Source organism: Nocardioides cavernae, from assembly GCF_013410035.1.
Lineage (GTDB): Bacteria > Actinomycetota > Actinomycetes > Propionibacteriales > Nocardioidaceae > Nocardioides > Nocardioides cavernae_A.
Genome location: NZ_JACCBW010000002.1, coordinates 659,281 through 683,428 on the forward strand (window position 1 = coordinate 659,281; position 24,148 = coordinate 683,428).

19 protein-coding genes are annotated in these 24,148 nt (G+C 71.0%); 12 read left to right on the top strand and 7 right to left on the bottom strand.

Annotated features, from left to right (window positions below; genetic code table 11):
* Positions 1-30 precede the first annotated feature (30 nt).
* The 6 genes from F4692_RS10690 (at position 31) to F4692_RS10715 (ending at position 11,310) form a co-directional block, all read left to right on the top strand.
* On the top strand, positions 31-720 hold the full coding sequence (locus F4692_RS10690) for a hypothetical protein (protein ID WP_179619631.1): 690 nt from the start codon (positions 31-33) through the stop codon (positions 718-720).
* Complete coding sequence (locus tag F4692_RS10695) at positions 717-1,490, top strand: J domain-containing protein (RefSeq protein ID WP_179619632.1); 774 nt, start codon at positions 717-719, stop codon at positions 1,488-1,490. The genes F4692_RS10690 and F4692_RS10695 overlap by 4 nt, the downstream gene beginning before the upstream one ends.
* Positions 1,491-1,744: 254 nt before the next feature.
* On the top strand, positions 1,745-5,326 hold the full coding sequence (rpoB, locus tag F4692_RS10700; protein WP_179619633.1) for a DNA-directed RNA polymerase subunit beta: 3,582 nt from the start codon (positions 1,745-1,747) through the stop codon (positions 5,324-5,326).
* Positions 5,327-5,412: 86 nt separating this feature from the next.
* Entirely contained in the window at positions 5,413-9,258 is a 3,846-nt protein-coding gene (locus tag F4692_RS10705; RefSeq protein WP_179619634.1) for a DNA-directed RNA polymerase subunit beta', read from the top strand.
* Between the two features lie 180 nt (positions 9,259-9,438).
* Positions 9,439-10,002 (top strand): DUF4232 domain-containing protein, encoded by a 564-nt coding sequence (locus F4692_RS10710; RefSeq protein ID WP_179619635.1) that lies wholly within the window; start codon positions 9,439-9,441, stop codon positions 10,000-10,002.
* Between the two features lie 57 nt (positions 10,003-10,059).
* Positions 10,060-11,310, top strand: coding sequence for a geranylgeranyl reductase family protein (locus F4692_RS10715; protein ID WP_179619636.1), 1,251 nt, complete (start codon positions 10,060-10,062; stop codon positions 11,308-11,310).
* Between the two features lie 16 nt (positions 11,311-11,326).
* On the opposite strand, the gene F4692_RS10720 is transcribed toward F4692_RS10715, so the two are convergent.
* Positions 11,327-12,373, bottom strand: a complete 1,047-nt coding sequence (locus tag F4692_RS10720) for an acyltransferase family protein (protein ID WP_179619637.1) — start codon at positions 12,371-12,373, stop codon at positions 11,327-11,329.
* 58 nt (positions 12,374-12,431) lie between these two features.
* Between F4692_RS10720 and F4692_RS10725 the strand changes: the two genes are divergently transcribed.
* Both F4692_RS10725 and F4692_RS10730 read left to right on the top strand, forming a co-directional pair.
* Entirely contained in the window at positions 12,432-13,307 is an 876-nt protein-coding gene (locus F4692_RS10725) for an NUDIX domain-containing protein (RefSeq protein ID WP_179619638.1), read from the top strand.
* Positions 13,300-14,556 carry a hydroxyacid-oxoacid transhydrogenase gene (locus tag F4692_RS10730; RefSeq protein WP_179619083.1) on the top strand — a complete coding sequence of 419 codons (1,257 nt, stop codon included), beginning with the start codon at positions 13,300-13,302 and terminating at the stop codon, positions 14,554-14,556. Before F4692_RS10725 ends, F4692_RS10730 begins: the two co-directional genes overlap by 8 nt.
* 4 nt (positions 14,557-14,560) lie before the next feature.
* On the opposite strand, the gene F4692_RS10735 is transcribed toward F4692_RS10730, so the two are convergent.
* The gene (locus F4692_RS10735; protein ID WP_218858393.1) at positions 14,561-15,343 is read right to left on the bottom strand and encodes an aminoglycoside phosphotransferase family protein; all 783 of its coding nucleotides are present in this window, start codon (positions 15,341-15,343) and stop codon (positions 14,561-14,563) included.
* Between the two features lie 292 nt (positions 15,344-15,635).
* Between F4692_RS10735 and F4692_RS10740 the strand changes: the two genes are divergently transcribed.
* Entirely contained in the window at positions 15,636-16,094 is a 459-nt protein-coding gene (locus tag F4692_RS10740) for an NUDIX domain-containing protein (protein ID WP_179619640.1), read from the top strand.
* 124 nt (positions 16,095-16,218) lie between these two features.
* Here F4692_RS10740 and F4692_RS10745 read toward each other — a convergent pair whose 3' ends face one another.
* A complete protein-coding gene (locus F4692_RS10745) occupies positions 16,219-17,646 on the bottom strand; it encodes an HNH endonuclease signature motif containing protein (RefSeq protein WP_179619641.1) in 1,428 nt (475 codons plus the stop codon).
* A 337-nt stretch (positions 17,647-17,983) separates the two neighbouring features.
* Between F4692_RS10745 and F4692_RS10750 the strand changes: the two genes are divergently transcribed.
* Positions 17,984-19,186 carry a class I SAM-dependent methyltransferase gene (locus tag F4692_RS10750; protein ID WP_179619642.1) on the top strand — a complete coding sequence of 401 codons (1,203 nt, stop codon included), beginning with the start codon at positions 17,984-17,986 and terminating at the stop codon, positions 19,184-19,186.
* A 13-nt stretch (positions 19,187-19,199) separates the two neighbouring features.
* On the opposite strand, the gene F4692_RS10755 is transcribed toward F4692_RS10750, so the two are convergent.
* Positions 19,200-19,352 (bottom strand): MFS transporter small subunit, encoded by a 153-nt coding sequence (locus F4692_RS10755; RefSeq protein WP_179619643.1) that lies wholly within the window; start codon positions 19,350-19,352, stop codon positions 19,200-19,202.
* Positions 19,349-20,743 carry an OFA family MFS transporter gene (locus F4692_RS10760; RefSeq protein WP_257029747.1) on the bottom strand — a complete coding sequence of 465 codons (1,395 nt, stop codon included), beginning with the start codon at positions 20,741-20,743 and terminating at the stop codon, positions 19,349-19,351. The genes F4692_RS10755 and F4692_RS10760 overlap by 4 nt, the downstream gene beginning before the upstream one ends.
* A gap of 95 nt (positions 20,744-20,838) precedes the next feature.
* Here F4692_RS10760 and F4692_RS10765 point away from each other — a divergent pair, with 95 nt between their 5' ends.
* A complete protein-coding gene (locus F4692_RS10765; RefSeq protein ID WP_179619645.1) occupies positions 20,839-21,711 on the top strand; it encodes an esterase-like activity of phytase family protein in 873 nt (290 codons plus the stop codon).
* Between the two features lie 47 nt (positions 21,712-21,758).
* Here F4692_RS10765 and F4692_RS10770 read toward each other — a convergent pair whose 3' ends face one another.
* Both F4692_RS10770 and F4692_RS10775 read right to left on the bottom strand, forming a co-directional pair.
* On the bottom strand, positions 21,759-22,448 hold the full coding sequence (locus F4692_RS10770) for an aspartate/glutamate racemase family protein (protein ID WP_179619646.1): 690 nt from the start codon (positions 22,446-22,448) through the stop codon (positions 21,759-21,761).
* 17 nt (positions 22,449-22,465) lie between these two features.
* Complete coding sequence (locus tag F4692_RS10775; protein WP_179619647.1) at positions 22,466-23,221, bottom strand: SDR family NAD(P)-dependent oxidoreductase; 756 nt, start codon at positions 23,219-23,221, stop codon at positions 22,466-22,468.
* A gap of 25 nt (positions 23,222-23,246) precedes the next feature.
* On the opposite strand from F4692_RS10775, the gene F4692_RS10780 reads away from it, so the two are divergent.
* A complete protein-coding gene (locus F4692_RS10780) occupies positions 23,247-24,128 on the top strand; it encodes an RNase H family protein (protein ID WP_308645257.1) in 882 nt (293 codons plus the stop codon).
* Positions 24,129-24,148 lie beyond the last annotated feature (20 nt).

Genomic DNA, 24,148 nt, shown 5'->3' on the forward strand with positions numbered 1-24,148 from the left:
CGCTCCCAGGGAGGGGACACCGTGCCTGTCATGACCGAACGAGCCCCCGCCGGGCAGGCTGCTCGCGCCGCGGCGCGGACCGGTACGCCAGCGCGAGCGCCGCGGTGGCGCGCGCTCCTGGCCGCCGTGCTCGGCCTCGTCGTGGTCGCCTGCGTCGCGCTGCTCGTCTGGTCGACGCTCGGTGGCCGGGCCTCGGCCGAGGGGGGCCTCGAGCTGCCCGCCGAGCGCGAGGAGGCGATGAGCCTGACCGACCAGTTCGTCAAGCGGCTCGGCACCTACAGCCCCGACATGATCGACGACGCGGGGCAGATGCCGGCCTACCGCGAGCAGGTGCGCGAGGTGATCACGCCGACGTTCGCCGCCGACTTCGACAAGGAGGTCGCGACCGCCGAGCAGCTCGTCGCCCAGGGGGGCATCACCCGCACCGCCGACGTGTTCGCCACCGCCGTGTCGTCGATCGACGACGACTCGGCCCGGGTGCTCGTCGCCGGCGCCTTCAGCGACAGCTACCGCCAGGGCGAGGGGGCCGAGGCGCGGACCGTCGACCAGGAGCCGCTGCCGTTCCGCTTCGCCGTCGACCTCGTGCGGATCGAGGGGGAGTGGCTCGTCGACGACTTCACCCCCGTGAGCGCACCCGAGCAGCCCGGGGGCGACACCCAGGGCGACACCCAGGGCGACACCCAGGGCGACACCCAGGGCGACGAGGGGAGTGCGCCGTGAGCGACGCACCCACCTGGTACGACCTGCTCGACGTGCCGCGCGACGCCTCGCACCCGCAGGTGCGGGCGGCGTGGAAGGCCCAGATCGCCGACCTCGACCCCGCGGACCGGCGCTTCGACGCCCTCAACCGGGCAGCCCGGGTGCTGCTCGACCCGGCCGCGCGTGCGGCGTACGACGCCGGCCTGCCTGACCCCGAGGGTCCCGGGACGGACCCGGAGCCCGACCCGGCCCCGGAGCCCGTCGAGGCGGGCGGGCGACCCACGCCCGCCGGAACGCGCGGGGTGCCCGGCTGGCTCCTCGCCGGCCTCGGCGTCCTGGCCGCGGGCCTCGTCGCGGCGACCGCGTGGACGTGGACGACCGGCGCCGCCGGGGCCGGGGCCGGGGAGTCGCCGGCGCGGGCCGCGCAGGTGGCGGCCGAGCGCGCGGTGGTGCCCGTCCTCTCCTACGACTACGAGCACCTCGAGGCCGACCAGCAGGCCGCGCAGGCCCTGATGACGGGGAGGTACCGCGCCGAGTACGACAAGCTCTTCGCCGTGCTGGAGGAGAACGCCCCCGGGACGAGGACCCGCGTGAGCGCCTCGGTGGTCGCGTCGGGGATCGTGCGGGCGAGCGAGGACCGGGTGCAGGTGCTCGTCTTCGTGGACCGTCCGACGACCAACAAGCTCAGCGCCGAGCCGGTGGTCTACAAGGACCAGGTGACGGTCTCGATGCAGCGGGTCGACGGGGAGTGGCTGGTCGACGACCTCGTCACCTCCCCCGCGCAGGGCTAGCCCCGGGCCGGCCCCGGAGGTAGCCCGTCGGGGCGGTATCGGCGCGTTCTGCTTGACCGGTGGGGCTGCGGCGTTCATAGTCATGGCCAACGCGTGGAGCTCTCCTCCGGAGAATCGATCCCGCGTTTGAAGCGCGTCCTCACATGCGCTATCGTGGCTCCTTGCGCCTGCCCTCAGATGCCCGACGCCTTCCGGACGGCTGTTGCGGTGGTCGGCCGGCGCCGAGATCACTTGATCATTTGTGAGGACAACTCTTGGCCGCGCGCAGCTCCGCTGGTAACCACCGTCGCACCTCTTTCGCAAAGATCACCGAACCTCTCGAGGTTCCCCCCCTCATCTCGCTCCAGACGAGCAGCTTTGACTGGCTCGTCGGTGGAGAGCGCTGGGAGGAGGAGGTGGCAGCCCGTCGGGCCGCCGGTGAGGACGTCTCCGAGAAGACCGGTCTGCAGGAGATCTTCGAGGAGATCTCCCCGATCGAGGACTTCTCCGAGACGATGATGCTCTCCTTCGACAACCCCGTCTTCCTGGACGAGAAGTACACCGAGGAGGAGTGCAAGGAGAAGGACTTCACCTACTCCCGCCCGCTCTACGTCTCGGCCGAGTTCATGAACCACGAGACCGGTGAGATCAAGGGCCAGACGGTCTTCATGGGCGACTTCCCCATGATGACCCGCAAGGGCACCTTCATCATCAACGGCACCGAGCGCGTCGTCGTGTCGCAGCTCGTCCGCTCGCCGGGCGTCTACTTCGAGTCGAGCCCGGACAAGACGTCCGACAAGGACATCTTCACCGCCAAGCTGATCCCGAGCCGCGGCGCCTGGCTCGAGTTCGAGATCGACAAGCGCGACCTCGTCGGCGTGCGCCTGGACCGCAAGCGCAAGCAGAACGTCACCGTCCTGCTCAAGGCGCTCGGCTGGACCACCGACCAGATCCGCGAGGAGTTCGGTCAGTACGAGTCCATGATGCTGACCCTCGAGAAGGACAGCGTCCGCTACGAGGTCGTCCACGAGGAGCTGCAGAAGAAGGCGCGGGGCGAGGCCCCGACCGCCGAGCAGGTCAACGACGAGGTCACCCGCCTCGCGCTGCTCGACATCTACCGCAAGCTGCGCCCGGGCGAGCCGCCGACGGCCGAGGCCGCGCAGACGCTGCTCAACAACTACTACTTCAACCCCAAGCGCTACGACCTGGCGAAGGTCGGCCGCTACAAGATCAACAAGAAGCTCGGCCTCCACGAGGCGTTCGACCAGCAGACGCTGACCATCGACGACGTCGTGGCCGCCATCCGCTACGTCGTGCAGCTGCACGCCGCGGGTGTCCAGGTCGAGGCTCCTGACCTGGTCGACGCTGCCGGCAACGTCGTCGAGGGCCCCGACGGTGCGCCCGTCAAGGTCCAGGCCGATGACATCGACCACTTCGGCAACCGCCGCATGCGCACGGTCGGCGAGCTCATCCAGAACCAGCTCCGCACGGGCCTGGCCCGCATGGAGCGCGTGGTCCGCGAGCGGATGACGACCCAGGACGTCGAGGCCATCACGCCGCAGTCCCTGATCAACATCCGTCCCGTGGTCGCGGCGCTGAAGGAGTTCTTCGGCACCTCGCAGCTCTCGCAGTTCATGGACCAGACCAACCCGATCGCCGGCCTGACACACAAGCGTCGCCTCTCGGCGCTCGGTCCCGGTGGTCTGTCCCGTGACCGCGCGGGCATGGAGGTCCGTGACGTCCACCCGTCGCACTACGGCCGCATGTGCCCCATCGAGACCCCTGAAGGCCCCAACATCGGCCTGATCGGCTCGCTGGCCTCCTACGGTCGGATCAACCCGTTCGGCTTCGTCGAGACCCCCTACCGCCGCGTGGTCAAGGGTGTCGTCACCGACGAGATCGACTACCTGACCGCCGACGACGAGGACCGCTACGTCATCGCGCAGGCCAACGCGCCGCTCGACGCGAAGATGAAGTTCGTCGAGGAGCGCGTCCTGGTCCGCCAGAAGAACGGCGAGGTCGACGCGATCCTGGCCGAAGAGGTCGACTACATGGACGTCTCGCCGCGCCAGATGGTGTCGGTCGCGACGGCCCTGATCCCGTTCCTCGAGCACGACGACGCCAACCGCGCGCTCATGGGCGCCAACATGCAGCGTCAGGCCGTCCCGCTGATCACCAGCGACAGCCCGCTCGTCGGCACCGGCATGGAGTACCGCGCCGCCGTCGACGCCGGTGACGTGGTCGTCGCCGACAACGCGGGCGTGGTGAAGGAGGTGTCCGCCGACGCCATCGAGACGATGAACGACGACGGCACCTACCAGACCTACAAGCTGGCCAAGTTCCGTCGCTCCAACCAGGGCACCTGCATCAACCAGCGTCCGCTGGTCAAGGCCGGTGACCGCCTCGAGGTCGGCACGCCGATCGCCGACGGTCCCTGCACCGACGACGCCGAGATGGCGCTGGGCACCAACCTGCTCGTCGCCTTCATGCCGTGGCAGGGCCACAACTACGAGGATGCGATCATCCTCAGCCAGCGCCTGGTGCAGGAGGACATCCTCACCTCGATCCACATCGAGGAGCACGAGGTCGACGCCCGTGACACCAAGCTCGGCCCCGAGGAGATCACGCGGGACATCCCCAACGTCTCCGAGGAGGGCCTGGCCGACCTCGACGAGCGCGGCATCATCCGCATCGGCGCCGAGGTCACCACCGGTGACATCCTCGTCGGCAAGGTCACGCCCAAGGGCGAGACCGAGCTGACCCCCGAGGAGCGCCTGCTCCGCGCGATCTTCGGCGAGAAGGCGCGCGAGGTGCGCGACACCTCGATGAAGGTGCCCCACGGTGAGTCCGGCACGGTCATCGGCGTGCGCGTCTTCGACCGCGAGGACGGCGACGACCTGCCCCCGGGCGTCAACCAGCTCGTCCGCGTCTACGTCGCCCAGAAGCGCAAGATCTCGGTGGGCGACAAGCTCGCCGGTCGCCACGGCAACAAGGGCGTCATCGCCAAGATCCTGCCGATCGAGGACATGCCGTTCATGGAGGACGGCACCCCGGTCGACGTCGTGCTCAACCCGCTGGGTGTGCCGCGTCGTATGAACATCGGCCAGATCCTCGAGCTGCACCTCGGCTGGCTCGCCAAGCAGGGCTGGGACCTCAACCTCTCCGGCGAGCAGGGCGAGTCGGACTGGAAGAAGCGCCTCATCGCCATCGGCGCCGACAAGGCCGACCCCGACACCAAGGTCGCGACCCCGGTGTTCGACGGTGCCCGCGAGGACGAGATCACCGGCCTGCTCGGCTCCACGCTGCCCAACCGCGACGGTGAGCGCATGGTCAAGGAGGACGGCAAGGCCAACCTCTTCGACGGTCGCTCGGGTGAGCCGTTCCCGGAGCCGGTGGCGGTCGGCTACATGTACATCCTCAAGCTGCACCACCTCGTCGACGACAAGATCCACGCTCGCTCGACCGGCCCCTACTCGATGATCACGCAGCAGCCGCTGGGCGGAAAGGCCCAGTTCGGTGGCCAGCGGTTCGGCGAGATGGAGGTCTGGGCGATGGAGGCCTACGGCGCCGCGTACGCCCTCCAGGAGCTGCTGACGATCAAGTCCGACGACGTGCCGGGCCGCGTGAAGGTCTACGAGGCCATCGTCAAGGGCGAGAACATCCCCGACTCCGGCATCCCCGAGTCGTTCAAGGTGCTCGTCAAGGAGATGCAGTCCCTCTGCCTCAACGTGGAGGTCCTGTCGCAGGACGGTTCGCAGATCGAGCTCAAGGACGCCGAGGAAGACGTCTTCCGCGCGGCCGAGGAGCTCGGCATCGACCTGTCCCGCCGCGAGCCCAGCTCCGTCGAAGAAGTCTGAGCGAGCAGGTGCGCCGGCCCCGGCCGGCGCACCTCCCTCAGTCCCCAGCTCACCTTTCCACGTACTAACGAAGGACATCAGCCACCGTGCTCGACGTGAACTTCTTCGACCAGCTTCAGATCGGCCTGGCCACCGCGGACGACATCCGCACGTGGAGCCACGGCGAGGTCAAGAAGCCGGAGACCATCAACTACCGCACGCTCAAGCCCGAGCGTGACGGCCTCTTCTGCGAGAAGATCTTCGGTCCCACCCGGGACTGGGAGTGCTACTGCGGCAAGTACAAGCGCGTGCGCTTCAAGGGCATCATCTGTGAGCGCTGCGGCGTCGAGGTGACCCGCTCCAAGGTGCGTCGCGAGCGCATGGGCCACATCGAGCTCGCCGCCCCCGTGACCCACATCTGGTACTTCAAGGGCGTCCCGTCGCGCCTGGGCTACCTGCTGGACCTGGCGCCGAAGGACCTCGAGAAGGTCATCTACTTCGCCGCCTACATGATCACCTCGGTCGACGAGGACGCCCGTCACCGCGACCAGGAGTCGTTGGAGAACAAGGTCGGCCTCGAGCGCGAGCGTCTCGAGAAGCGTCGCGACACCTCCGTGGAGGATCGCGCCAAGAAGCTCGAGGAGGACCTCGCCACCCTCGAGGCCGAGGGTGCCAAGGCCGACGCCAAGCGCAAGGTGCGCGACGGTGCCGACCGCGAGATGAACCAGCTCCGCGACCGTGCGAACCGTGAGATCGCACGCCTCGAGGAGGTCTGGGACACCTTCAAGAACCTCAAGGTCCAGGACCTGCTCGGCGACGAGTTGCTCTACCGCGAGATGAAGACCTGGTTCGGCAAGTACTTCGAGGGCCACATGGGCGCCACGGCGATCCAGAAGCGCCTCCAGGACTTCGACATCGAGGCCGAGGTCGAGTCGCTGCGCGACACGATCGCCAACGGCAAGGGCCAGCGCAAGGTCCGCGCCCTCAAGCGCCTCAAGGTCGTCGACGCGTTCCGCAAGACCGGCAACCAGCCCATCGGCATGGTGCTCGACGCCGTCCCGGTGATCCCGCCGGACCTGCGCCCGATGGTCCAGCTCGACGGTGGCCGCTTCGCCACCTCCGACCTCAACGACCTCTACCGCCGCGTCATCAACCGCAACAACCGCCTCAAGCGACTGCTCGACCTCGGTGCCCCCGAGATCATCGTCAACAACGAGAAGCGGATGCTGCAGGAGGCCGTCGACAGCCTTTTCGACAACGGCCGTCGTGGTCGTCCCGTCACCGGCCCGGGCAACCGGCCGCTGAAGTCGCTGTCCGACATGCTCAAGGGCAAGCAGGGTCGCTTCCGCCAGAACCTCCTCGGCAAGCGCGTGGACTACTCGGGCCGTTCGGTCATCGTCTCGGGCCCGCAGCTCAAGCTGCACCAGTGCGGTCTGCCCAAGCAGATGGCGCTCGAGCTGTTCAAGCCGTTCGTGATGAAGCGCCTCGTCGACCTGTCGCACGCACAGAACATCAAGTCCGCCAAGCGGATGGTCGAGCGCGCCCGCCCGGTCGTGTGGGACGTCCTCGAAGAGGTCATCACCGAGCACCCCGTGCTGCTCAACCGCGCGCCCACCCTGCACCGCCTCGGCATCCAGGCCTTCGAGCCGCAGCTGATCGAGGGCAAGGCCATCCAGATCCACCCGCTCGTGTGCGGCGCGTTCAACGCCGACTTCGACGGTGACCAGATGGCCGTCCACCTCCCGCTGTCCGCGGAGGCGCAGGCCGAGGCCCGCATCCTGATGCTGTCGACCAACAACATCCTCAAGCCGTCGGACGGCCGTCCGGTGACCATGCCCTCGCAGGACATGATCATCGGCCTGTTCTGGCTCACCTCCGACCGCGACGGTGAGCCCGGCGAGGGTCGCGTGTTCTCCAGCCCGGCCGAGGCGATCATGGCCTTCGACCGTCGCGAGATCACGCTGCAGAGCAAGATCAGCATCCGCCTCACCGACGTGGTGCCGCCGCTCGACCTCGAGCTCGGCGCCGACTGGGAGGACCGGACCGCGATCCAGCTCGAGACCACCCTCGGCCGCGTGCACTTCAACGACACGCTCCCGGCGGACTACCCGTTCGTCAACGAGGAGGTCGGCAAGAAGCGCCTCGGCGCGATCGTCAACGACCTGGCCGAGCGCTACACCAAGGTGCAGGTCGCGGCCTCGCTCGACGCCCTCAAGGACGCCGGCTTCCACTGGGCCACGCGCTCGGGTGTGACCGTCTCGATCGACGACGTCACCACCCCCGACAGCAAGGCCGAGATCCTGGGCCGCTACGAGGCGCAGGCCGAGAAGGTCCAGAAGAACTACGAGCGCGGTGTGATGACCGACGACGAGCGTCGTCAGGAGCTCATCGAGCTGTGGACCCAGGCTGCTGCCGAGGTCGGTCGTGCGATGGAGGCCAACTTCGACCGCAAGAACCCGATCTACATGATGGTCGACTCGGGTGCCTCCGGGAACATGAACCAGATCCGGCAGGTCGCGGCCATGCGTGGTCTGGTGGCCAACCCGAAGGGCGAGATCATCCCGCGCCCGATCAAGGCGAACTTCCGCGAGGGCCTCACCGTCCTCGAGTACTTCATCGCCACCCACGGTGCCCGCAAGGGCCTGGCCGACACCGCTCTGCGCACCGCCGACTCGGGCTACCTCACCCGTCGTCTGGTGGACGTCTCGCAGGACGTCATCATCCGTGAGGACGACTGCGGCACCGAGCGCGGCCTGCCCAAGCGGATCGACGACGAGCACGTGGAGACCTCGGCGTACGCCCGGGCCTCCGCCGTCGAGATCACCCACCCGGAGACCGGCGAGGTCCTCGCCGCCGCCGGCGAGGACCTGGGAGACGTCAAGATCGGTGAGCTCGTCGCCGCCGGCGTCACCGAGGTCAAGGTCCGCTCGGTCCTGACCTGCGACGCCCGCACCGGCACCTGCGCCAAGTGCTACGGCCGCTCGCTGGCCACCGGCAAGCTGGTCGACATCGGTGAGGCGGTCGGCATCATCGCCGCCCAGTCCATCGGTGAGCCCGGCACGCAGCTGACCATGCGCACGTTCCACACCGGCGGTGTGGCCTCCGCGGACGACATCACGCAGGGTCTGCCCCGTGTGGTCGAGCTCTTCGAGGCCCGCTCGCCCAAGGGTCGTACGCCGATCTCGGAGTCCTCGGGTCGCGTGAAGATCGAGGAGACCGACAAGGCGCGCGTCGTCGTTGTCACCCCCGACGACGGCTCCGAGGTCCAGGAGATCCCGGTGTCGAAGCGCTCGCGCCTCAACGTCGAGGACGGCGACCACATCGAGGTGGGTCACCACATCACCTCCGGTACGCCTGACCCGCAGGACGTCCTGCGCATCCTCGGTGTCCGCAAGGCCCAGGAGCACCTCGTGGACGAGGTCCAGGAGGTCTACCGGTCGCAGGGCGTGGCGATCCACGACAAGCACATCGAGATCATCGTGCGGCAGATGCTGCGCCGCGTGACGGTCATCGAGTCCGGTGACACCAACCTGCTCCCGTCCGACCTGGTCGACCGGGTGCGGTTCGAGGAGGAGAACCGTCGCGTGGTCTCCGAGGGCGGCAAGCCGGCCTCGGGCCGCCCGGTCCTCATGGGCATCACGAAGGCCTCGCTCGCGACGGAGTCGTGGCTCTCGGCGGCCTCCTTCCAGGAGACCACCCGGGTCCTCACCGACGCCGCGATCAACGGCCGCTCCGACAGCCTCCGTGGCCTGAAGGAGAACGTGATCATCGGCAAGCTCATCCCGGCCGGCACCGGCCTGGAGCGTTACCGCAACATCCGCGTGGAGCCGACCGAGGAGGCGCGTGCCGCGGCCTACTCGGTCACCGGCTACGACTCCTACGACTACGACTTCGGTCCGTCGTCGCAGGCCGTCGCGCTGGACGACTTCGACTTTGGTTCCTACCAGAACTGAGCGAAGCGAAGCTCTGGTGATGCGGAACCAGATCGAGTAGCACCAACGCCCGCCCTCGCTCGCGAGGGCGGGCGTTGTGCGTACCGAGATCGACCCGTGTGCATACGAGCCCCAGCGCGCGAGCCCCAGCCTGCAGGCCGTCTCCTTGGGCCGCCACCTCGCACGACGCACACTGGATCCATGGTCCGATCCGTGTGGCACCGCTCGATGCTGGCGATGCTCGGCCTCTGTGCCGTCGCGCTGGTGGCCTCCCTGCACCTGTCGACCGGGGCGAGCACCGCGTCGACCAGCACCGCACCGGCCGGCACGTCGCGGGCCGCGTCCGCGGTCCCGGAGTGCACGAACGCCGACCTGCACGCCGACTACCGCCCGCGCGGCGCGGGGGCGGGGCACCGCTACGGGGTGGTCCGGCTGCGCAACACGAGCGACCGGACGTGCGTCGTGCAGGGCTACGGCGGCCTGTCCTACGTGGGGGGTGGTGACGGGACGCAGGTCGGCGCGGCCGCCGACCGCGAGCCGGGTCGGGCGGGACGGGTGCTGCTGGAGCCCGGCGAGCGTGCCCTGAGCCGCGTGGACGAGACCGTCGCGGAGAACTACCCGCGCGGCGCGTGCCGCCCCGCCCCCGTCGACGGGTTCCGCGTCTACGTGCCCGACTCCACCCGCTCCCAGCTCGTGCCGCACGCCACGACCGGGTGCCGCAGCACGTCGGTGCACCTGGTGTCGCACCGCCCGTTCCGCGGCTGACGCGGTCGCGGGGACGGCGGTGTCGCGGCTGCTGGGGCGGCGGGGGAGAATTCCCGCGTGACGATCCCCACCTCGACCGACGTGCTCGTCGTCGGTGCCGGCCCCGCCGGGTCGGCCGCGGCCGCCTGGGCCGCCCGTGCCGGCCTCGACGTCGTGCTCGCCGATGCGGCGACCTTCCCGCGGGACAAGACCTGCGGTGACGGACTGACCCCCCGCGCGATCGGTGAGATGCAGCGGCTCGGGCTCGAGGACTGGCTGCGCGCGCACACCGTCAACCAGGGCCTGCGGGCCCACGGGTTCGATCAGACGCTGCTCCTGCCCTGGCCGGGGGGCTCGCTGCCGGACTGGGGCTCGGCCGTCGCCCGCACCGAGCTCGACGACCACCTGCGCACCGTCGCGATCAAGAGCGGTGCGACCGCGCTCGACGGCGCCCGGGCGGTGGGCGTGCGCCGCGAGGGCGAGCGCGTCGCGGCGGTCGCCTTCCGCGGTCTCGACGCCGCGCGGCCCGGCGAGGAGGTCGAGATCGCCTGCCGCTGGCTCGTCGTCGCCGACGGCGTGCGCTCGCCGCTGGGCAAGGTGCTGGGCCGGGAGTGGCACCGCGACACGGTGTACGCCGTCGCCGGCCGCTCCTACGTCGACTCCGAGATGTCGGACGACCCGTGGATCAGCTCCCACCTCGAGCTGCGCGACGAGCAGGGCGAGCTGGTGTCGGGCTACGGCTGGATCTTCCCGCTGGGCAACGGCACGGTGAACCTCGGCGCCGGCACGCTGGCCACCAGCCGGCGTCCCGCCGAGGTGGCTATCAAGCCGCTGATGCAGACCTACGCCGACGCCATCGGGGGCGACTTCGGCCTCTCGGGGGAGCTCCGCATGCCGACGTCGGCGCTGCTGCCCATGGGGGGCGCGGTGAGCAACGTCGCGGGCCCCAACTGGGCCCTGATCGGCGACGCCGCGGCCTGCGTGAACCCGCTCAACGGCGAGGGCATCGACTACGGGCTCGAGACGGGCCGGTTCGTCGCCGAGCACATCGCGTCCGGCGCGGGGCTCGGCGAGGCCTGGCGCAGCACCCTCGTCGAGCACTACGGCGAGTCGTTCTCGATCGCGCGCAGGCTGGCGGGCATCGCCACGCAGCCGAAGGTCGTCGCGGCCCTCGGTCCCGCCGGGATGCGCTCGGACTGGCTCATGACGCTGGCCCTGCGCTGGATGGGCAACCTGGTCGACGACGCCGACCGCGACCGTGCGGCCCGGGTGTGGCGGTGGGCGGGTCGCCGGTCGATGGCCCGCGACGCGAGGCCGCCCTTCAGCTGACGGGGCCCCGCGGCCCTCAGGCCGACCTGGGGGTCGAGCTCGAGGCGTCGTCCTTCGGCCGGCGGGCGTCGCGTCGACCCTCCAGCCAGCCGAGGGGGTTGGTGAACGGCTCCAGCACCCGGCGTACGGGTGGGGTGGCCAGGACCAGCGCGAGGACGATCGCGCCGAGGACGGTGACGACCAGACCGGTCCACGGGTGCGCGGCGGTGAAGTCCGGCCAGCCGGCCGCCTTCACGGTCTTGATGACGAACCCGTGGAAGAGGTAGACGACCATCGTCGCCGTGCCCATCGTGGTGAACCACCCGAGGTTGCGACGCGGCACGAGCGACATCGCCGAGAAGGCGCCGAGGAGACCCACGGCCATCACGGTGAGCCGCGTCTGGAAGACGATCTCGTTGTCGATCGGGATCTCGGAGTAGCCGGTGTCGTACCAGAGCAGGGCCGTCTCGGCCCAGGCGTCGGTGTAGGCGGCCATCACGCCGATGCCGACGAGCATCGGCACGGCCGCGACCCGCACCCACACGTCGTCGAGGTGCTTGAGGTGGCGCGGCTTGAGGTGCAGGCCGAGCACGAAGAAGGGCAGCAGGCCGAGGAAGCGCGGGATCATCAGCGCGTCGGTGTCCCACAGGCCGCCGGCGAGGCTGACGATCACCGAGAGCGGCAGGAAGAGCCAGTGGCTCTTGAGGATCGGCGTGATGAGGCGCCACATCAGCAGGACGATGAGGTACCACATCGTCCAGTGCGGCTCGATCCACAGCGGGTACTCGACGGCCTCGCCCACGACCTCGCGGCGGTAGTAGAACAGGGCGGGCTCGAAGAGCAGGTAGGGGATCGCGAGGGTGTAGACCAGGCTCTTCATCCGGCGGCGGTCCCACTCGAACGACTTCGACAGGTAGCCGCTCACGAAGACGAACGCCGGGATGTGCCAGAGATAGATGAAGTCGTAGACCCAGTGGCTGCCCGCCGTCTCCTCGACGAGGCCGATCGCGTGCCCGACGACGACGAGCGTGACCAGGACCATCTTGACGTTGTCGAGCCACGGATCTCTGGACGCGGGGGACACGGCGCTCACCGTACTTCACTAGGTTGGGGGCATGGGCTCCCTTCCGAGACGGCAGCGCGTGGCAGCGTACGCCGTCATCCTCCGCGAGCGCGGCGGGCGGGTCGAGATCCTGCTGAGCCGGCTCGCGCCGCGGATCTCGCGCAGCGAGCTGTGGACCCTTCCTGGGGGTGGGGTCGACCACGGCGAGGACCCGCGCGACGCCCTCATCCGCGAGGTGCACGAGGAGGCCGGCCTGCACGCCGCGGTGGGTGACCGGGCCCGCGTCTACAGCGCCCACATGCCGCGCACCCCGCGCGACGGGCAGCTCGTCGACGCCCACGCGATCCGCCTCGTCTACGAGGGATGGGTCGCGCCCGACTCCCCGGCGCCGCGGGTCCTCGAGGTGGACGGGTCCACGGTCGAGGCGGCGTGGCGCCCCGTCGCGGACGTCGAGTCCGGGGCAGTGCCGGTCTCCTCGGTGGTGCTGGAGGCGCTCGCCGACCACCAGCCGTTCCGCAAGCAGCGGGTGGCGGCGTACGCCCTCGTGACCCGGCGCCGCGACGGCGTCGACGAGGTGCTGCTGACCCGGCTGTCGCCGACCGCCGCGCACCCGGGACGGTGGACGCTGCCGGGTGGCGGCGTCGACCACGGCGAGCACCCGGCCGTCGCGCTGGCCCGCGAGGTGGAGGAGGAGTGCGGGCTCGCGTGCGAGGTCGGCGCCCTCCTCGGGGTGCACGACACCCACTTCTCCGGCACGGCACCCTCCGGACGACTCGAGGACTACCACGGCGTGCACCTGGTCCATGCGGCCGTCGTCGCCGACGGCGAGCCGTCCGTGGTCGAGCAGGACGGCACCACCGACGCCGTGGCGTGGGTCCCGGTCGCCGACGTCGCCTCGGGCGACGTCCCCGTCCTCGATCTGGTCGTCCACGCCCTGGGGGTGCTCCGTGCTTGAGTCCGTGTTCACCTACGCCGCGCCGGGGCTCAAGTTCGGGCGCGGCGCCAGCGACGAGATCGGCTGGGACGTCCAGCAGCTGTGCCGGGGCGAGGCCCGGCGGGTGCTGCTCGTCACCGACCCGGGCGTCGCGGCGACCGGTCAGCCCGACCGGGTCGCCGACGGCATCCGCTCCCGCGGGCTCGAGGTCGTCGTGTTCGCCCGGTCCCGGGTCGAGCCCACCGACGCCTCGCTGGAGGAGGCCATCGCCTTCGCCCGCGACGCCGGGCCCTTCGACGCGGTCGTCGCCGTCGGCGGGGGCTCGTCCATCGACACCGCGAAGGCGGTCGACCTGCTCCTCACCAACGAGGGCGGGCTGATGGACTACGTCAACGCGCCCGTGGGCGGTGGCCGTACGCCCGAGCGGCCGCTGCTGCCCCTGGTGGCCGTGCCCACGACCACCGGCACCGGCGCCGAGTCGACCACCATCTGCGTCCTCGACGTGCTGGCGCTCAAGGTGAAGACCGGCATCTCGCACGCACGGCTCCGTCCCACGCTCGCCGTGGTCGACCCCGACCTGACGATGACGCAGCCGGCCATGGTCACCGCCTCGGCGGGCATGGACATCCTGTGCCACGCCCTCGAGAGCTGGACCGCCCGGTGGTTCGCCGACTTCGACGCCAAGCAGCCCGAGCAGCGCGTCCCCTACTGCGGGGCCAACCCGATCGCCGACATGTGGGCGGAGAAGTCGCTCTCCCTGCTCGCCGGGTCGTTCCGCCGGGCCGTGCACGACGGGTCGGACGCCGAGGCGCGCGAGCAGATGGCACTGGCCGCGACCTTCGCCGGCCTCGGCTTCGGCAACGCCGGGGTTCACGTGCCGCACGCCTGCGCGTACCCGATCGCCGGTCGGGTGCGGGACTACCGGCCGGCCGGCTACCCCGACGACGAGCCGATCGTCCCGCACGGGATGGCCGTCGTGATGACCGCGCCCGCGGCGTTCGCGTTCCTCCACGACGCCGCGCCCGAGCGCCACCGTCGCGCCGCCGAGCTGCTCGGCGGCACGGGCGAGCCGCTGCCGACGGTCCTGCGCCGGCTGATGCGCGACGTGGGGCTGCCCAGCGGCCTGGCCGAGCTCGGCTTCGGCGCGGGCGACGTCGACGACCTCGTCGAGGGTGCGCTCAAGCAGCAGCGGCTGCTCGCGACCGCCCCGGTCGACGTCACGGAGGACGACCTCGCGACCGTGTTCCGGGGGTCGCTCGAGCACTGGTGACGAGTCAGCCGGCGAGCAGCTCCCGGTTGGCCTCGATCCAGGCGACCTCGGCGCGCCGCTCCCTCTCCACGCTGCCCTCGGCGACCCACGTCCTCTGCGGCTCCTGCCCCTGGTCGGCGAGGAAGCGGGCGTGCTCGCTGGTGTAGCGGATGCGCTCGACGACGGCGTCGACGACGTCGACGTGCGCTGCCATGCCGTACGAATCGAGGAACGCCCCGGCGCGTGCACGCCGGTCGGGCACCTGCGGGAAGTGGTGCCACTCGATCGCCGCCCGGTCGTCCCGGAACGGCGCGAACCAGTGGAGCGCGTACGCCACGTCGCTGAGCCTCGGCGCGGGGTGCAGGAAGTCCCAGTCGATGAGCGCCACGGCCTCGCCTTCCCGCCACACGAAGTTCCACGGACCGGGGTCACCGTGGGCGAACACCTCGGTGCGTCCGGTGGGGGGCGCGGCGAAGATCGCGTCGTCGGGCGGCACCCAGTCCGCCGACGCGTCGTGGATGCGCCGCAGCAGGCGCGCCGCCGAGCGCAGCCCCCGCTCGTCGTGCTGGTGCTTCCACCCGTCCCCGCCGCTCTCGCCCTCGATGAACCGGAGCGTCTCGGTGCCGCCCGCCAACGAGAGCGGCTCAGGGACGCATGCGAGACCCTGGTCCCGGAGGTGACGCAGGAATGCGTGCACGGTCGAGGTGTGCGCTCCCGCCGGGCGGGTCACCGTCACGTCGGTCAGCTCGATCCGGCGGAACTGCTCGTTGACCTCCGCCGCCCTGTTCAGCACCTCGTCGTCGGCCACGGGGCCACCCTCACACGGGCGCCGCGTCGGTGACGAAGGGGTTTTGTCGAGCAACCATGGGTGTCGAGATCGGCGAGCACTCGTCGATCCGCGGGCGCCTGAACAAGCGTCCACTTGGAACGCGGCGTCGAGGGCGTCGAGAACCCGCGACGACCCCGACCGTCGTAGGACCTGAATGTCCGGATCTGCCGCGATCAGCTTCACCGGATCTGCCGAGATCCGGTTGCTCGTGATCCGCGTCATCGCGGCGGGCGCGTCCGCTTGCCTGCTTTGCAGGCTCTAGAGTCAATTCATGCCGGCTGCGCCACACATAGCCCGACTGCGCGCCAAGGTGGGGAAGGACCTGCTCCTGCTTCCCTCCGTTGCGGTCCTGCCCGTAGACGACGATCGCGTCCTGCTAGTCCGCCAGACTGACTTCGGGACGTACGGCACCATCGGTGGCGCGGTAGACGAGGACGAGGCACCTGAGGACGCAGCGCGTCGTGAGGCTCGGGAGGAAATCGGGGCCGACGTCGAACTCACTGGCCTTGTCGGCGCCATCGGCGGCCCGCAATTCCGCGTCACCTACCCCAACGGCGACCAGTGCGCCTACGTCAGCATCATCTACAGCGCGCGCCTCGCTCCCGAAGCGACCGTGTCACCCGACGGCGACGAGGTCGACCAGGTGCGCTGGTTCGCACGCGGCGAACTCGACCAGCCCATCATCGGCGACTTTGCCAGGAGCACGTTCGCAGCCCTCGGCTGGATCTAGCTCGTAGCCAACGTTGTCGCCTTGAAGGAGCGTCGACCGTGACGCCCGGATCTGCTGCGATCAGCGCGATCCTGACATGCCTGTGTCCCCGCCGGGTGACGCTGCGGCGGGGTGCGAGGCGGGGTCATCGTCGGCGGGGTCGCGGGATGCCGGGCGGCTCGTCGTCGATCGGCTGGGTTCCGGTGGGGTCGCGTCGGAAGCGGTGGCCGTGGGGTGAGGTCCAGTCGTATGTCCCGGGTGCGGTGGTGTCGTAGTGCCAGGAGCTGTGGGTCTTGAGGCGGTGGTGGGTGCGGCACAGGGGTGCAAGGTTCGAGGTGGAGGTGGGTCCGCCGGCGTCGAATGGGACGACGTGGTCGAGGTCGCAGCGGCGGGCGGATCGGGTGCACCACGGGAACACGCACGTCTTGTCGCGCAGGATGACGGCTTCGCGGATGCGGGTGGTGGGTTCGTAGGCCGGAGTGGTGAGTTCGGCGTTCAGGTCGATGACCGGGCGGATGGTGACCTTGGTCCGGGTGTCGGTGCACCAGTCCTTGACTTCGTCGAGCAGGACCAGGCGCTGGCCTTCCTCGAGGCGACCGGTCTGGTCGAGGATCGGGCCGGCCGGGGTCGGGCTGGCGTTGAAGTGGGCGTGGAGGACGACCTCGCGGGCATGCGGGAGGTCGGGTCTCGATACGCCCGCTCGTCCCTCGCGGGCTACTCGACCACCTTCATCAGTGGCGCAGGCTGCTCGACCACCTAGGGCGAACAGGTCGAGGGCGGTCTGGGTGCGGGCGAGGTCGCCGAGGGCGGCGGAGCGGCGGACGGCGAGGGACGCCTCCGACCCGAGGGCCTTCATCGTCGCGGCACCGTGGGCCAGTGCCCGGTCCAGGTCGAGAGCGTCGGCAATGTTGAGCTCGGCCTCGAACCGCATCGTGCCGGCGTAGTGGACGTCCTCGGAGTTGAGGGTGGCGTGGCGGGGGTCGACGTGGTGCCACCCGTCCTCCGGGTCGTCGGTCGGGTCGGCGTCGGCGAGGTCGTACCGCTTGATCGCCTCGGCCACGAGCCGGTCGAGCTGGGCGGGCCCGACGCGTCCCGCGACGGCGGCGACCTGGGTGTCGACGAAGGCTGCGGCCTCGACCGTCAACGGAGGTGAGGAGTGGATCGTGGTCTCCGCGACTGACCGCGCCCGCCACGCCGGTACCGACCCGGACTGGACTCCGGCATGGAGTCGCGGGAGGCGGTGGCGCAGCTCGAGGGCGTGCCCTACGAGTCGCTTCGCGGCCGTGGTGGACATCCCGAGCACCGCACCGAGCTCCGCGATGCAGAACTCCGCCACGAGCGGCGTACCCGGACCCGCGATGGGCTCTTCGTGCTCACACCCCGGCACGGAGAACGACGCCGCGGAGTGGATCGACTCCGGCGGGTGGAGGTCGGCCCACCGGGCGGCCAGGTCGAGCTGACGTGCGGCTTCGGCGTTCTCGGCCTGTCGCGAGGTGCGGATCGAGGCGAGCAGGTCGGCGGCGGTGAGGGCATCCGCCTGATCGCGTCCCGAGCTTGCCAGCGCTTCGATCATGTGTTCGATTCTAGACGGTTCCTCCGACAGCGTGGCGGTCGTCAACAGGGTGGTTTCGCGGCTCGCTTCGACCCCGTGGAGCACGGGGAGAACATGAGGTGGGTCTCGATACGCCCGCTCGTTCCTCGCGGGACACTCGACCAGCGGCGATGGTCGAGGTGTCGATACGCCCGCTCGCTTCTCGCGACCACGCGGCCAGCGGTGGGGTCGGTCACTCGACCACCGGGTGCGCGGGCACGCCCGCCTAGGATGGAGCCATGAACCCTCGCCACCGCCGTCTCGTGATCCCGGTGGCGCTGGGGGCCCTGATCCTCGTCGTCGTGCTCGCCGCGGTCCTGTGAGCTCGGCCGAGACCGACCTGCTCCGCACGGCCGTCCTGGACGCCGACGGGCTCGTGCGCGCGCTCGCGTCCGGGCGCCGCAAGGGACAGCCGGTCCCGGTGGTCGAGGGCCGCGAGGTGCGTCGGGTGGAGATCCGGGTCGTGGACCTCCGGGCAGGGCGCCACCTGCAGGTCGTGTCGTACGACGCGACCCAGGCGCACACGGCTAACCACCCGCTGGGCGAGGCGGCGGAGCGGGCCGTCGACGCGCTGCTGGCCCAGCCGTTCGCCAACTGGCACGTCGACACGACCACGGCGACCCACCAGGTGCGCGTGACGAAGAAGGGCACGCCCCTGGTCCACACGTCCGCGCGCTCCGAGGCGGTCGAGGTGTCGCGTGAGCACGACCGCGCCAAGGACCGGTTGCTCGCCGAGGACGACCCGGTGCTCGTCGCGCTGGGGATCAGCGACGCGCAGGGGCGCGTGAAGCCCACCCGGCAGGCCAAGTACCGCCAGGTCGAGGAGTTCCTGCGGCTCCTCGACGCCAGCCTCGACGAGGCGATGGCGCAGGGGCGGGTCCGGACCCCCACCGCGGAGGACCCGCTGCGGGTCGTCGACCTCGGCTGCGGCAACGCCTACCTCACCTTCGCCGCGCACGCCCACCTGAGCCGACGGCTGCCGGTCCGGATGACCGGCGTCGACGTCAAGCAGCAGTCGGCCGACCACAACTCGCAGGTGGCCGCCGGCCTCGGCATCGACGCTGATTTCGTCGTCGGTTCGATCGCCGACGCGCGGCTCGAGCGCGCCCCGGACGTCGTGCTGGCCCTGCACGCCTGCGACACCGCCACCGACGACGCCCTGCACCGGGCGCTCGACTGGGAGGCGTCGCTCGTCCTCGCCGCGCCCTGCTGCCACCACGACATCGCCGCGCAGCTGCGCACCGTCGACGTCCCCGAGCCCTACGCGATGATCACCCGCCACGGCATCCTGCGCGAGCGCTTCGCCGACACCCTCACCGACGCCCTGCGGGCCTCGCTGCTGCGTCGCGGGGGCTACCGCGTCGACGTCGTGGAGTTCGTCGAGAGCGCGCACACCCCGCGCAACACGCTGCTCCGCGCCGTCCGCACGGGCGCGCCCGGGGCCGACGCGGCGCACGAGTACGACGCGCTGCTGCAGACGTGGGGCGTACGCCCGCGGCTGGGCGAGCTGCTCGAGCGGTGAGCCGTCCCGAGGGTCAGCCGGTGAAGAGCGCCGAGGCCTTCACCAGCGTCTGCCACAGGCCGTAGAGCAGCGGCACGCCGACCAGCAGCCAGGCGAGCGCGACGACGACGGGGCTCGTCGTGGTCGGGGTCGAGGCGTTGGGCGGGGTGGTGTCGTCGGCGCTCATCGAGTGGCCTCCTGCCGGTTGCTGGAGCGTTGCTCGTGGTCGGCGTGGGCGTCGGTGTCGAAGTGCGACTCCGCGACCGGCCTGATCATCAGGTTGGCGACGAAGCCGACGGCGAGGACCCCCACCATCGTCAGGAGGGCGGGCCGGTAGTCGGCTGCGACGAGGTTGCCCGGCTCGCCCACGCTGTCGAGGATGCCGTTGACGATCAGCGGTCCCGCGACGCCGGCGGCGGCCCAGGCGGTGAGCAGCCGGCCGTGGATCGCACCCACCTCGAGGGTCCCGAACAGGTCCTTGAGGTAGGCGGGCACCGTCGCGAAGCCGCCGCCGTAGTAGGAGATGATGACCGCCGCCAGGGCCACGAAGACGGCCGTGCTCGAGCTGCCGAAGAGCGCGAGCAGCAGGTAGAGGACGAGACCGACGCCGAGATACATGATGTAGGTCGGCTTGCGGCCGATGCGGTCGGAGAGGCTGGACCACACGAAGCGGCCCAGCATGTTGGCCAGCGACAGCACGCCGACGAAGCCGCCGGCGGCCGCGGCCGAGACCGAGCTGTCGCCGTTCTCGCGGAAGAAGTCCTGGATCATCGGGGCGGCCTGCTCGAGGATGCCGATGCCGGCGGTGACGTTGCAGAACAGCACGACCCAGAGGAACCAGAACTGCGGGGTGCGGATGGCCTGGGAGGCGCGCACGAGGGCGCCGTTGGTGCCGGGGGAGTGCTCGGCGGTGGCGTCGTCACCGTGCCCGGGCGGCACCCGCACGAGCGTGGCGCCGATGAGCATGAAGATCGTGTAGACGATGCCGAGCGTGAGGAACGTGCGGGCGAGCGCCGAGCCCGAGGCGACCGCCCCCGGCTCGGTGGAGACGAAGTCGCCGTCGAAGAACGCCATCAGCGCGTTGGAGAGCGGCGAGGCGATGAGCGCGCCGCCGCCGAAGCCCATGATCGCCATGCCGGTCGCCAGTCCGGGGCGGTCGGGGAACCACTTGATCAGCGTCGACACGGGCGAGATGTAGCCGATGCCGAGACCGATGCCGCCGATCACGCCGTAGCCGAGGTAGAGCAGCCAGAGCTGGCTGCTGGCGATGCCGGCCGAGCCGATGAGGAATCCGGTGCCCCAGCACGCGGCCGCCGCCACCATGGCCTTGCGCGGACCCGACCGCTCCACCCACGTGCCCAGCACGGCGGCGGACAGGCCGAGCATGACGATCGAGAGCGAGAACACCCAGCCGATCGCCGTGAGGCTGGTGTCGAAGCTCTCCACGAGGGAGTTCTTGAAGACCGAGAAGGCATACACCTGCCCGATGGACAGGTGGACCGCGAGCGCGGCGGGCGGGATCAGCCACCTGCTGTACCCCGGACCAGCCACGATCGCCTGCTTGTCGAGACGCGACATCCTCATCCCCTTCCCGAGACCTCCGCCACGGTACGAAACGGGTGGTTGATCTGTCACCCACCCGACGGGTGGCCCCTGCTCGCTACCGTGGCGGTGTGCGTGGACGACGGCTGGGGGTGGGTGCCCTCGTCGCGCTGCCCTTCCTGCTCGGTGCCGCGGCGGGCTCGCCGGGTCCCGAGGGCGCCCCGGCGTTCCGCTTCGCCGACCCCGCGATCGTGGAGTCGAGCGGTCTGGCCGTGGTCGACGGGCTCGTGGTGACCGTCAACGACTCGGGCGACTCCGGGCGGGTGTTCGCGGTGGACCCCGGCACCGGACGCACGGTCGGGGTGACGTCCTGGCCCGAGGACCCGGTCGACGTCGAGGCCCTCGCCCCCGCCGGTCCCGGCCACGTCTGGGTCGGCGACATCGGTGACAACAGGCGGGTCCGCGACTCGGTCGAGGTGCTGCGGGTGCCGGTGGGCCGCGGCGACCGCTCCGTCGCGCCGGAGGCGTACGAGCTCGTCTACCCCGACGGCCCCCGCGACGCCGAGGCGCTGGTCCGCCACCCGCTGACCGGCCGGCTCTTCGTCGTCACCAAGGGCGTCTTCTCCGGCACGGTGTACGCCGCCCCGCCGCGGCTGCTCCCCGACCGGCCGAACCGGCTCACCGAGGTCGGCGGCGCCCCCGGCCTCGTCACCGACGCGACCTTCCTCCCCGGGGGTGGCGGCGTCGTGCTGCGCACCTACTCGACCGCCCACCTGGTGGCGTTCCCGAGCTGGCAGCCCGAGGAGGCGTGGGACCTCCCCGACCAGGACCAGGGCGAGGGTGTCGCGCCCACCCGCCGCCACCTCCTGGCCAGCACCGAGGGCGCGCGGTCCGAGGTGCTGGAGGTCGCGCTCCCGGCCCGGGCGCGGCAGGTCGACCTGGGCGCACCGGCGTGGACCGCTCTGCGGTGGCTCGCGACGGCGCTCGCCCAGCCGCTGACCTAGGTGGTCGAGTGCCAGCGAGGGTACGAGCGGGTGTATCGAGACCCGCCTCAGCCCAGCGCCGCGTCCAGCGCCGCCTGCACGTGCAGGGTGGTGCAGGGGAAGACCGGCAGCTCGACGTCGGCCTGCTTGACCAGCAGCTCGAGCTCGGTGCAGCCGAGCAGCACGCCGCCGGCGCCGGCGTCCCACAGCTCCTCGATGATCTCCACGACGCGGCTGCGGGTGCGGGGGAGCACGACGCCGTGGACGAGCTCCTCGTAGATCGCGTCGTTGAGGAAGTCGTGGTGCGCAGCCGCGGGGACCAGCACCTCGAGGCCGTGGCTGCGGAGGCGGTCGACGAAGAACGACTCCGACATCGCGACCTTCGTGCCGATCAGCCCGACGGTCTCGACCCCGGACGCCTTCACGGCCTCCGCGACGACGTCGGCGAGGTGCAGGACGGGGATGTCCACGGCCTCCTCGACCTGGCCCGCCACCTTGTGGAAGGTCGTGGTGCACAGGAGCAGGAAGTCCGCACCGGCGCGCTCGGCGCCGCGGGCGGCGTCGGCCAGCAGGACGCCGACCTGGTCCCAGCGCTCGTCGTCCTCGAGGTGGGTGACCTCCGCGAAGTCGACCGTCGTCAGCGCCAGCCTCGGCGACGACAGGCCGCCGAGACGCTCCCGCATCCCGAGGTTGAGGTCGCGGTAGTAGACCGCGCTGCTCTCCCAGCTCATGCCGCCCACGAGTCCGATCGTCTTCACGCGCGGCAGTCTGCCACCTAGGACGTCCGGTGGACCTTGTGTGCCGCTGCTTGGGCGCGGGGCTTGATCACGAGCTCGTCGATGTCGACGTGGGACGGTCGGGTGGCGACCCAGGAGATGGCGTCTGCGACGTCCTCGGCGAGCAGCGGCGCCTCCACCCCGGCGTACACCGCGTCGGCCTTCTCCTGGTCGCCGCCGAAGCGCACCAGGGAGAACTCGTCGGTGCGCACCATCCCCGGCGCGACCTCGCTGATCCGGATCGGCTCGCCGTTGAGCTCGAGGCGCAGCGTCTCGCTGACGACCTTCACGCCGTGCTTGGCTGCGGTGTAGCCGCCCCCGCCCTCGTACGCCCAGCGGCCGGCCGTCGAGCCGACGTTGACGATGACCGCGTCGCCGCTGGCGCGGAGCGCGGGCAGCAGGGCACGGGTGACCCGCACCAGGCCGAGCACGTTGACGTCGTACATCCAGCGCCAGCCGTCGAGGTCGGCGCTGTCGACCCGGTCGACGCCGACCGCGCCACCCGCGTTGTTCACCAGCACGTGGCACACGGGGACGGCAGCCGCCAGGGTGTCCACCGAGTCCTGGTCGGTGATGTCGCAGGTGACGGCGAGGCCGCCGATCTCGGCCGCCAGCTCCTCGATCCGGTCGGTGCGGCGGGCGGCACACACCACGCGGAAACCCTGGGCGGCGAGGGCGCGTGCCGTCGCGGCACCGATGCCGCTCGAGGCGCCGGTGACGACGGCGGTACGGGTCTGGGTGCTGTCATCGCTCATGCGGCCATCCTGCCAATATGTCCCCGTGATCATCGCGGCGGCTGACGGCTCGGCACTCGGCAACCCCGGTCCCGCGGGGTGGGCGTGGTACGTCGACGACGACTGCTGGGCCTCCGGCGGGTGGCCGCGCGGCACCAACAACATGGGCGAGCTGATGGCGGTCCTCGACCTCCTCCAGCAGACCGCGCACGTCGACGACGAGCTCCACGTCTTCTGCGACAGCAAGTACGTCATCGACTCGGTCACCAAGTGGATGGCGGGCTGGAAGCGCAAGGGCTGGAAGAAGAGCGACGGCAAGCCCGTGCTCAACGTCGAGCTGATGAAGGCGCTCGACGCCGCGATGGAGGGTCGCCGCGACCGGGTTCGCTTCGAGTGGGTCAAGGGCCACGCCGGCCACAAGCTCAACGAGGCCGCCGACCGGCGCGCCAACGCGGCCGCGTCCGCCTACCAGCGCGGCGTGGAGCCCGATGCAGGCCCCGGGTTCGCGGGCAGTAGCACCGCCCACCCCGACGCGGCGGTCGGCCAGGTCGAGGAGGAGCCCGACCTCTTCAGCGACCTCGACGACGCGGCACCCACCCCCGAGGAGCACGTCGTCGCGCTCGAGCGGTCGCTGCTCACCGACGGAGTGCGCTCCGACCGCGCCGCCGTCGCGGCGCTGCTCCACCCCGACTGGCAGGAGGTGGGACGCTCGGGCCGGCTGTGGACGCGCGACGACGTCCTCGCCGAGATCGGCCCGATCGAGCCGGTCCGGCTCGAGGTCGTGACCGTCGACCGCCTCGGACCGGACACCATCCTGCTCGTCTGGCGGGCCGTCGCCGACGGACGTTCCACCCTGCGCAGCAGCCTGTGGCTGCGCTCCGGCGAGCAGTGGCAGCAGCGTTTCCACCAAGGCACCCCGGAGGGCTGAGCCGTCGGGGTGGTGCGAGC

Bases quoted from the DNA above. Each gene is read 5' to 3' on its own strand.
- F4692_RS10690 (WP_179619631.1), top strand. From the start codon at position 31: ATGACCGAACGAGCCCCCGCCGGGCAGGCTGCTCGCGCCGCGGCGCGG.
- F4692_RS10710 (WP_179619635.1), top strand. From the start codon at position 9,439: ATGGTCCGATCCGTGTGGCACCGCTCGATGCTGGCGATGCTCGGCCTC.
- F4692_RS10755 (WP_179619643.1), bottom strand. From the start codon at position 19,352: ATGAGCGCCGACGACACCACCCCGCCCAACGCCTCGACCCCGACCACG.
- F4692_RS10740 (WP_179619640.1), top strand. From the start codon at position 15,636: ATGCCGGCTGCGCCACACATAGCCCGACTGCGCGCCAAGGTGGGGAAG.
- F4692_RS10775 (WP_179619647.1), bottom strand. From the start codon at position 23,221: ATGAGCGATGACAGCACCCAGACCCGTACCGCCGTCGTCACCGGCGCC.
- F4692_RS10745 (WP_179619641.1), bottom strand. From the start codon at position 17,646: ATGATCGAAGCGCTGGCAAGCTCGGGACGCGATCAGGCGGATGCCCTC.
- F4692_RS10760 (WP_257029747.1), bottom strand. From the start codon at position 20,743: ATGTCGCGTCTCGACAAGCAGGCGATCGTGGCTGGTCCGGGGTACAGC.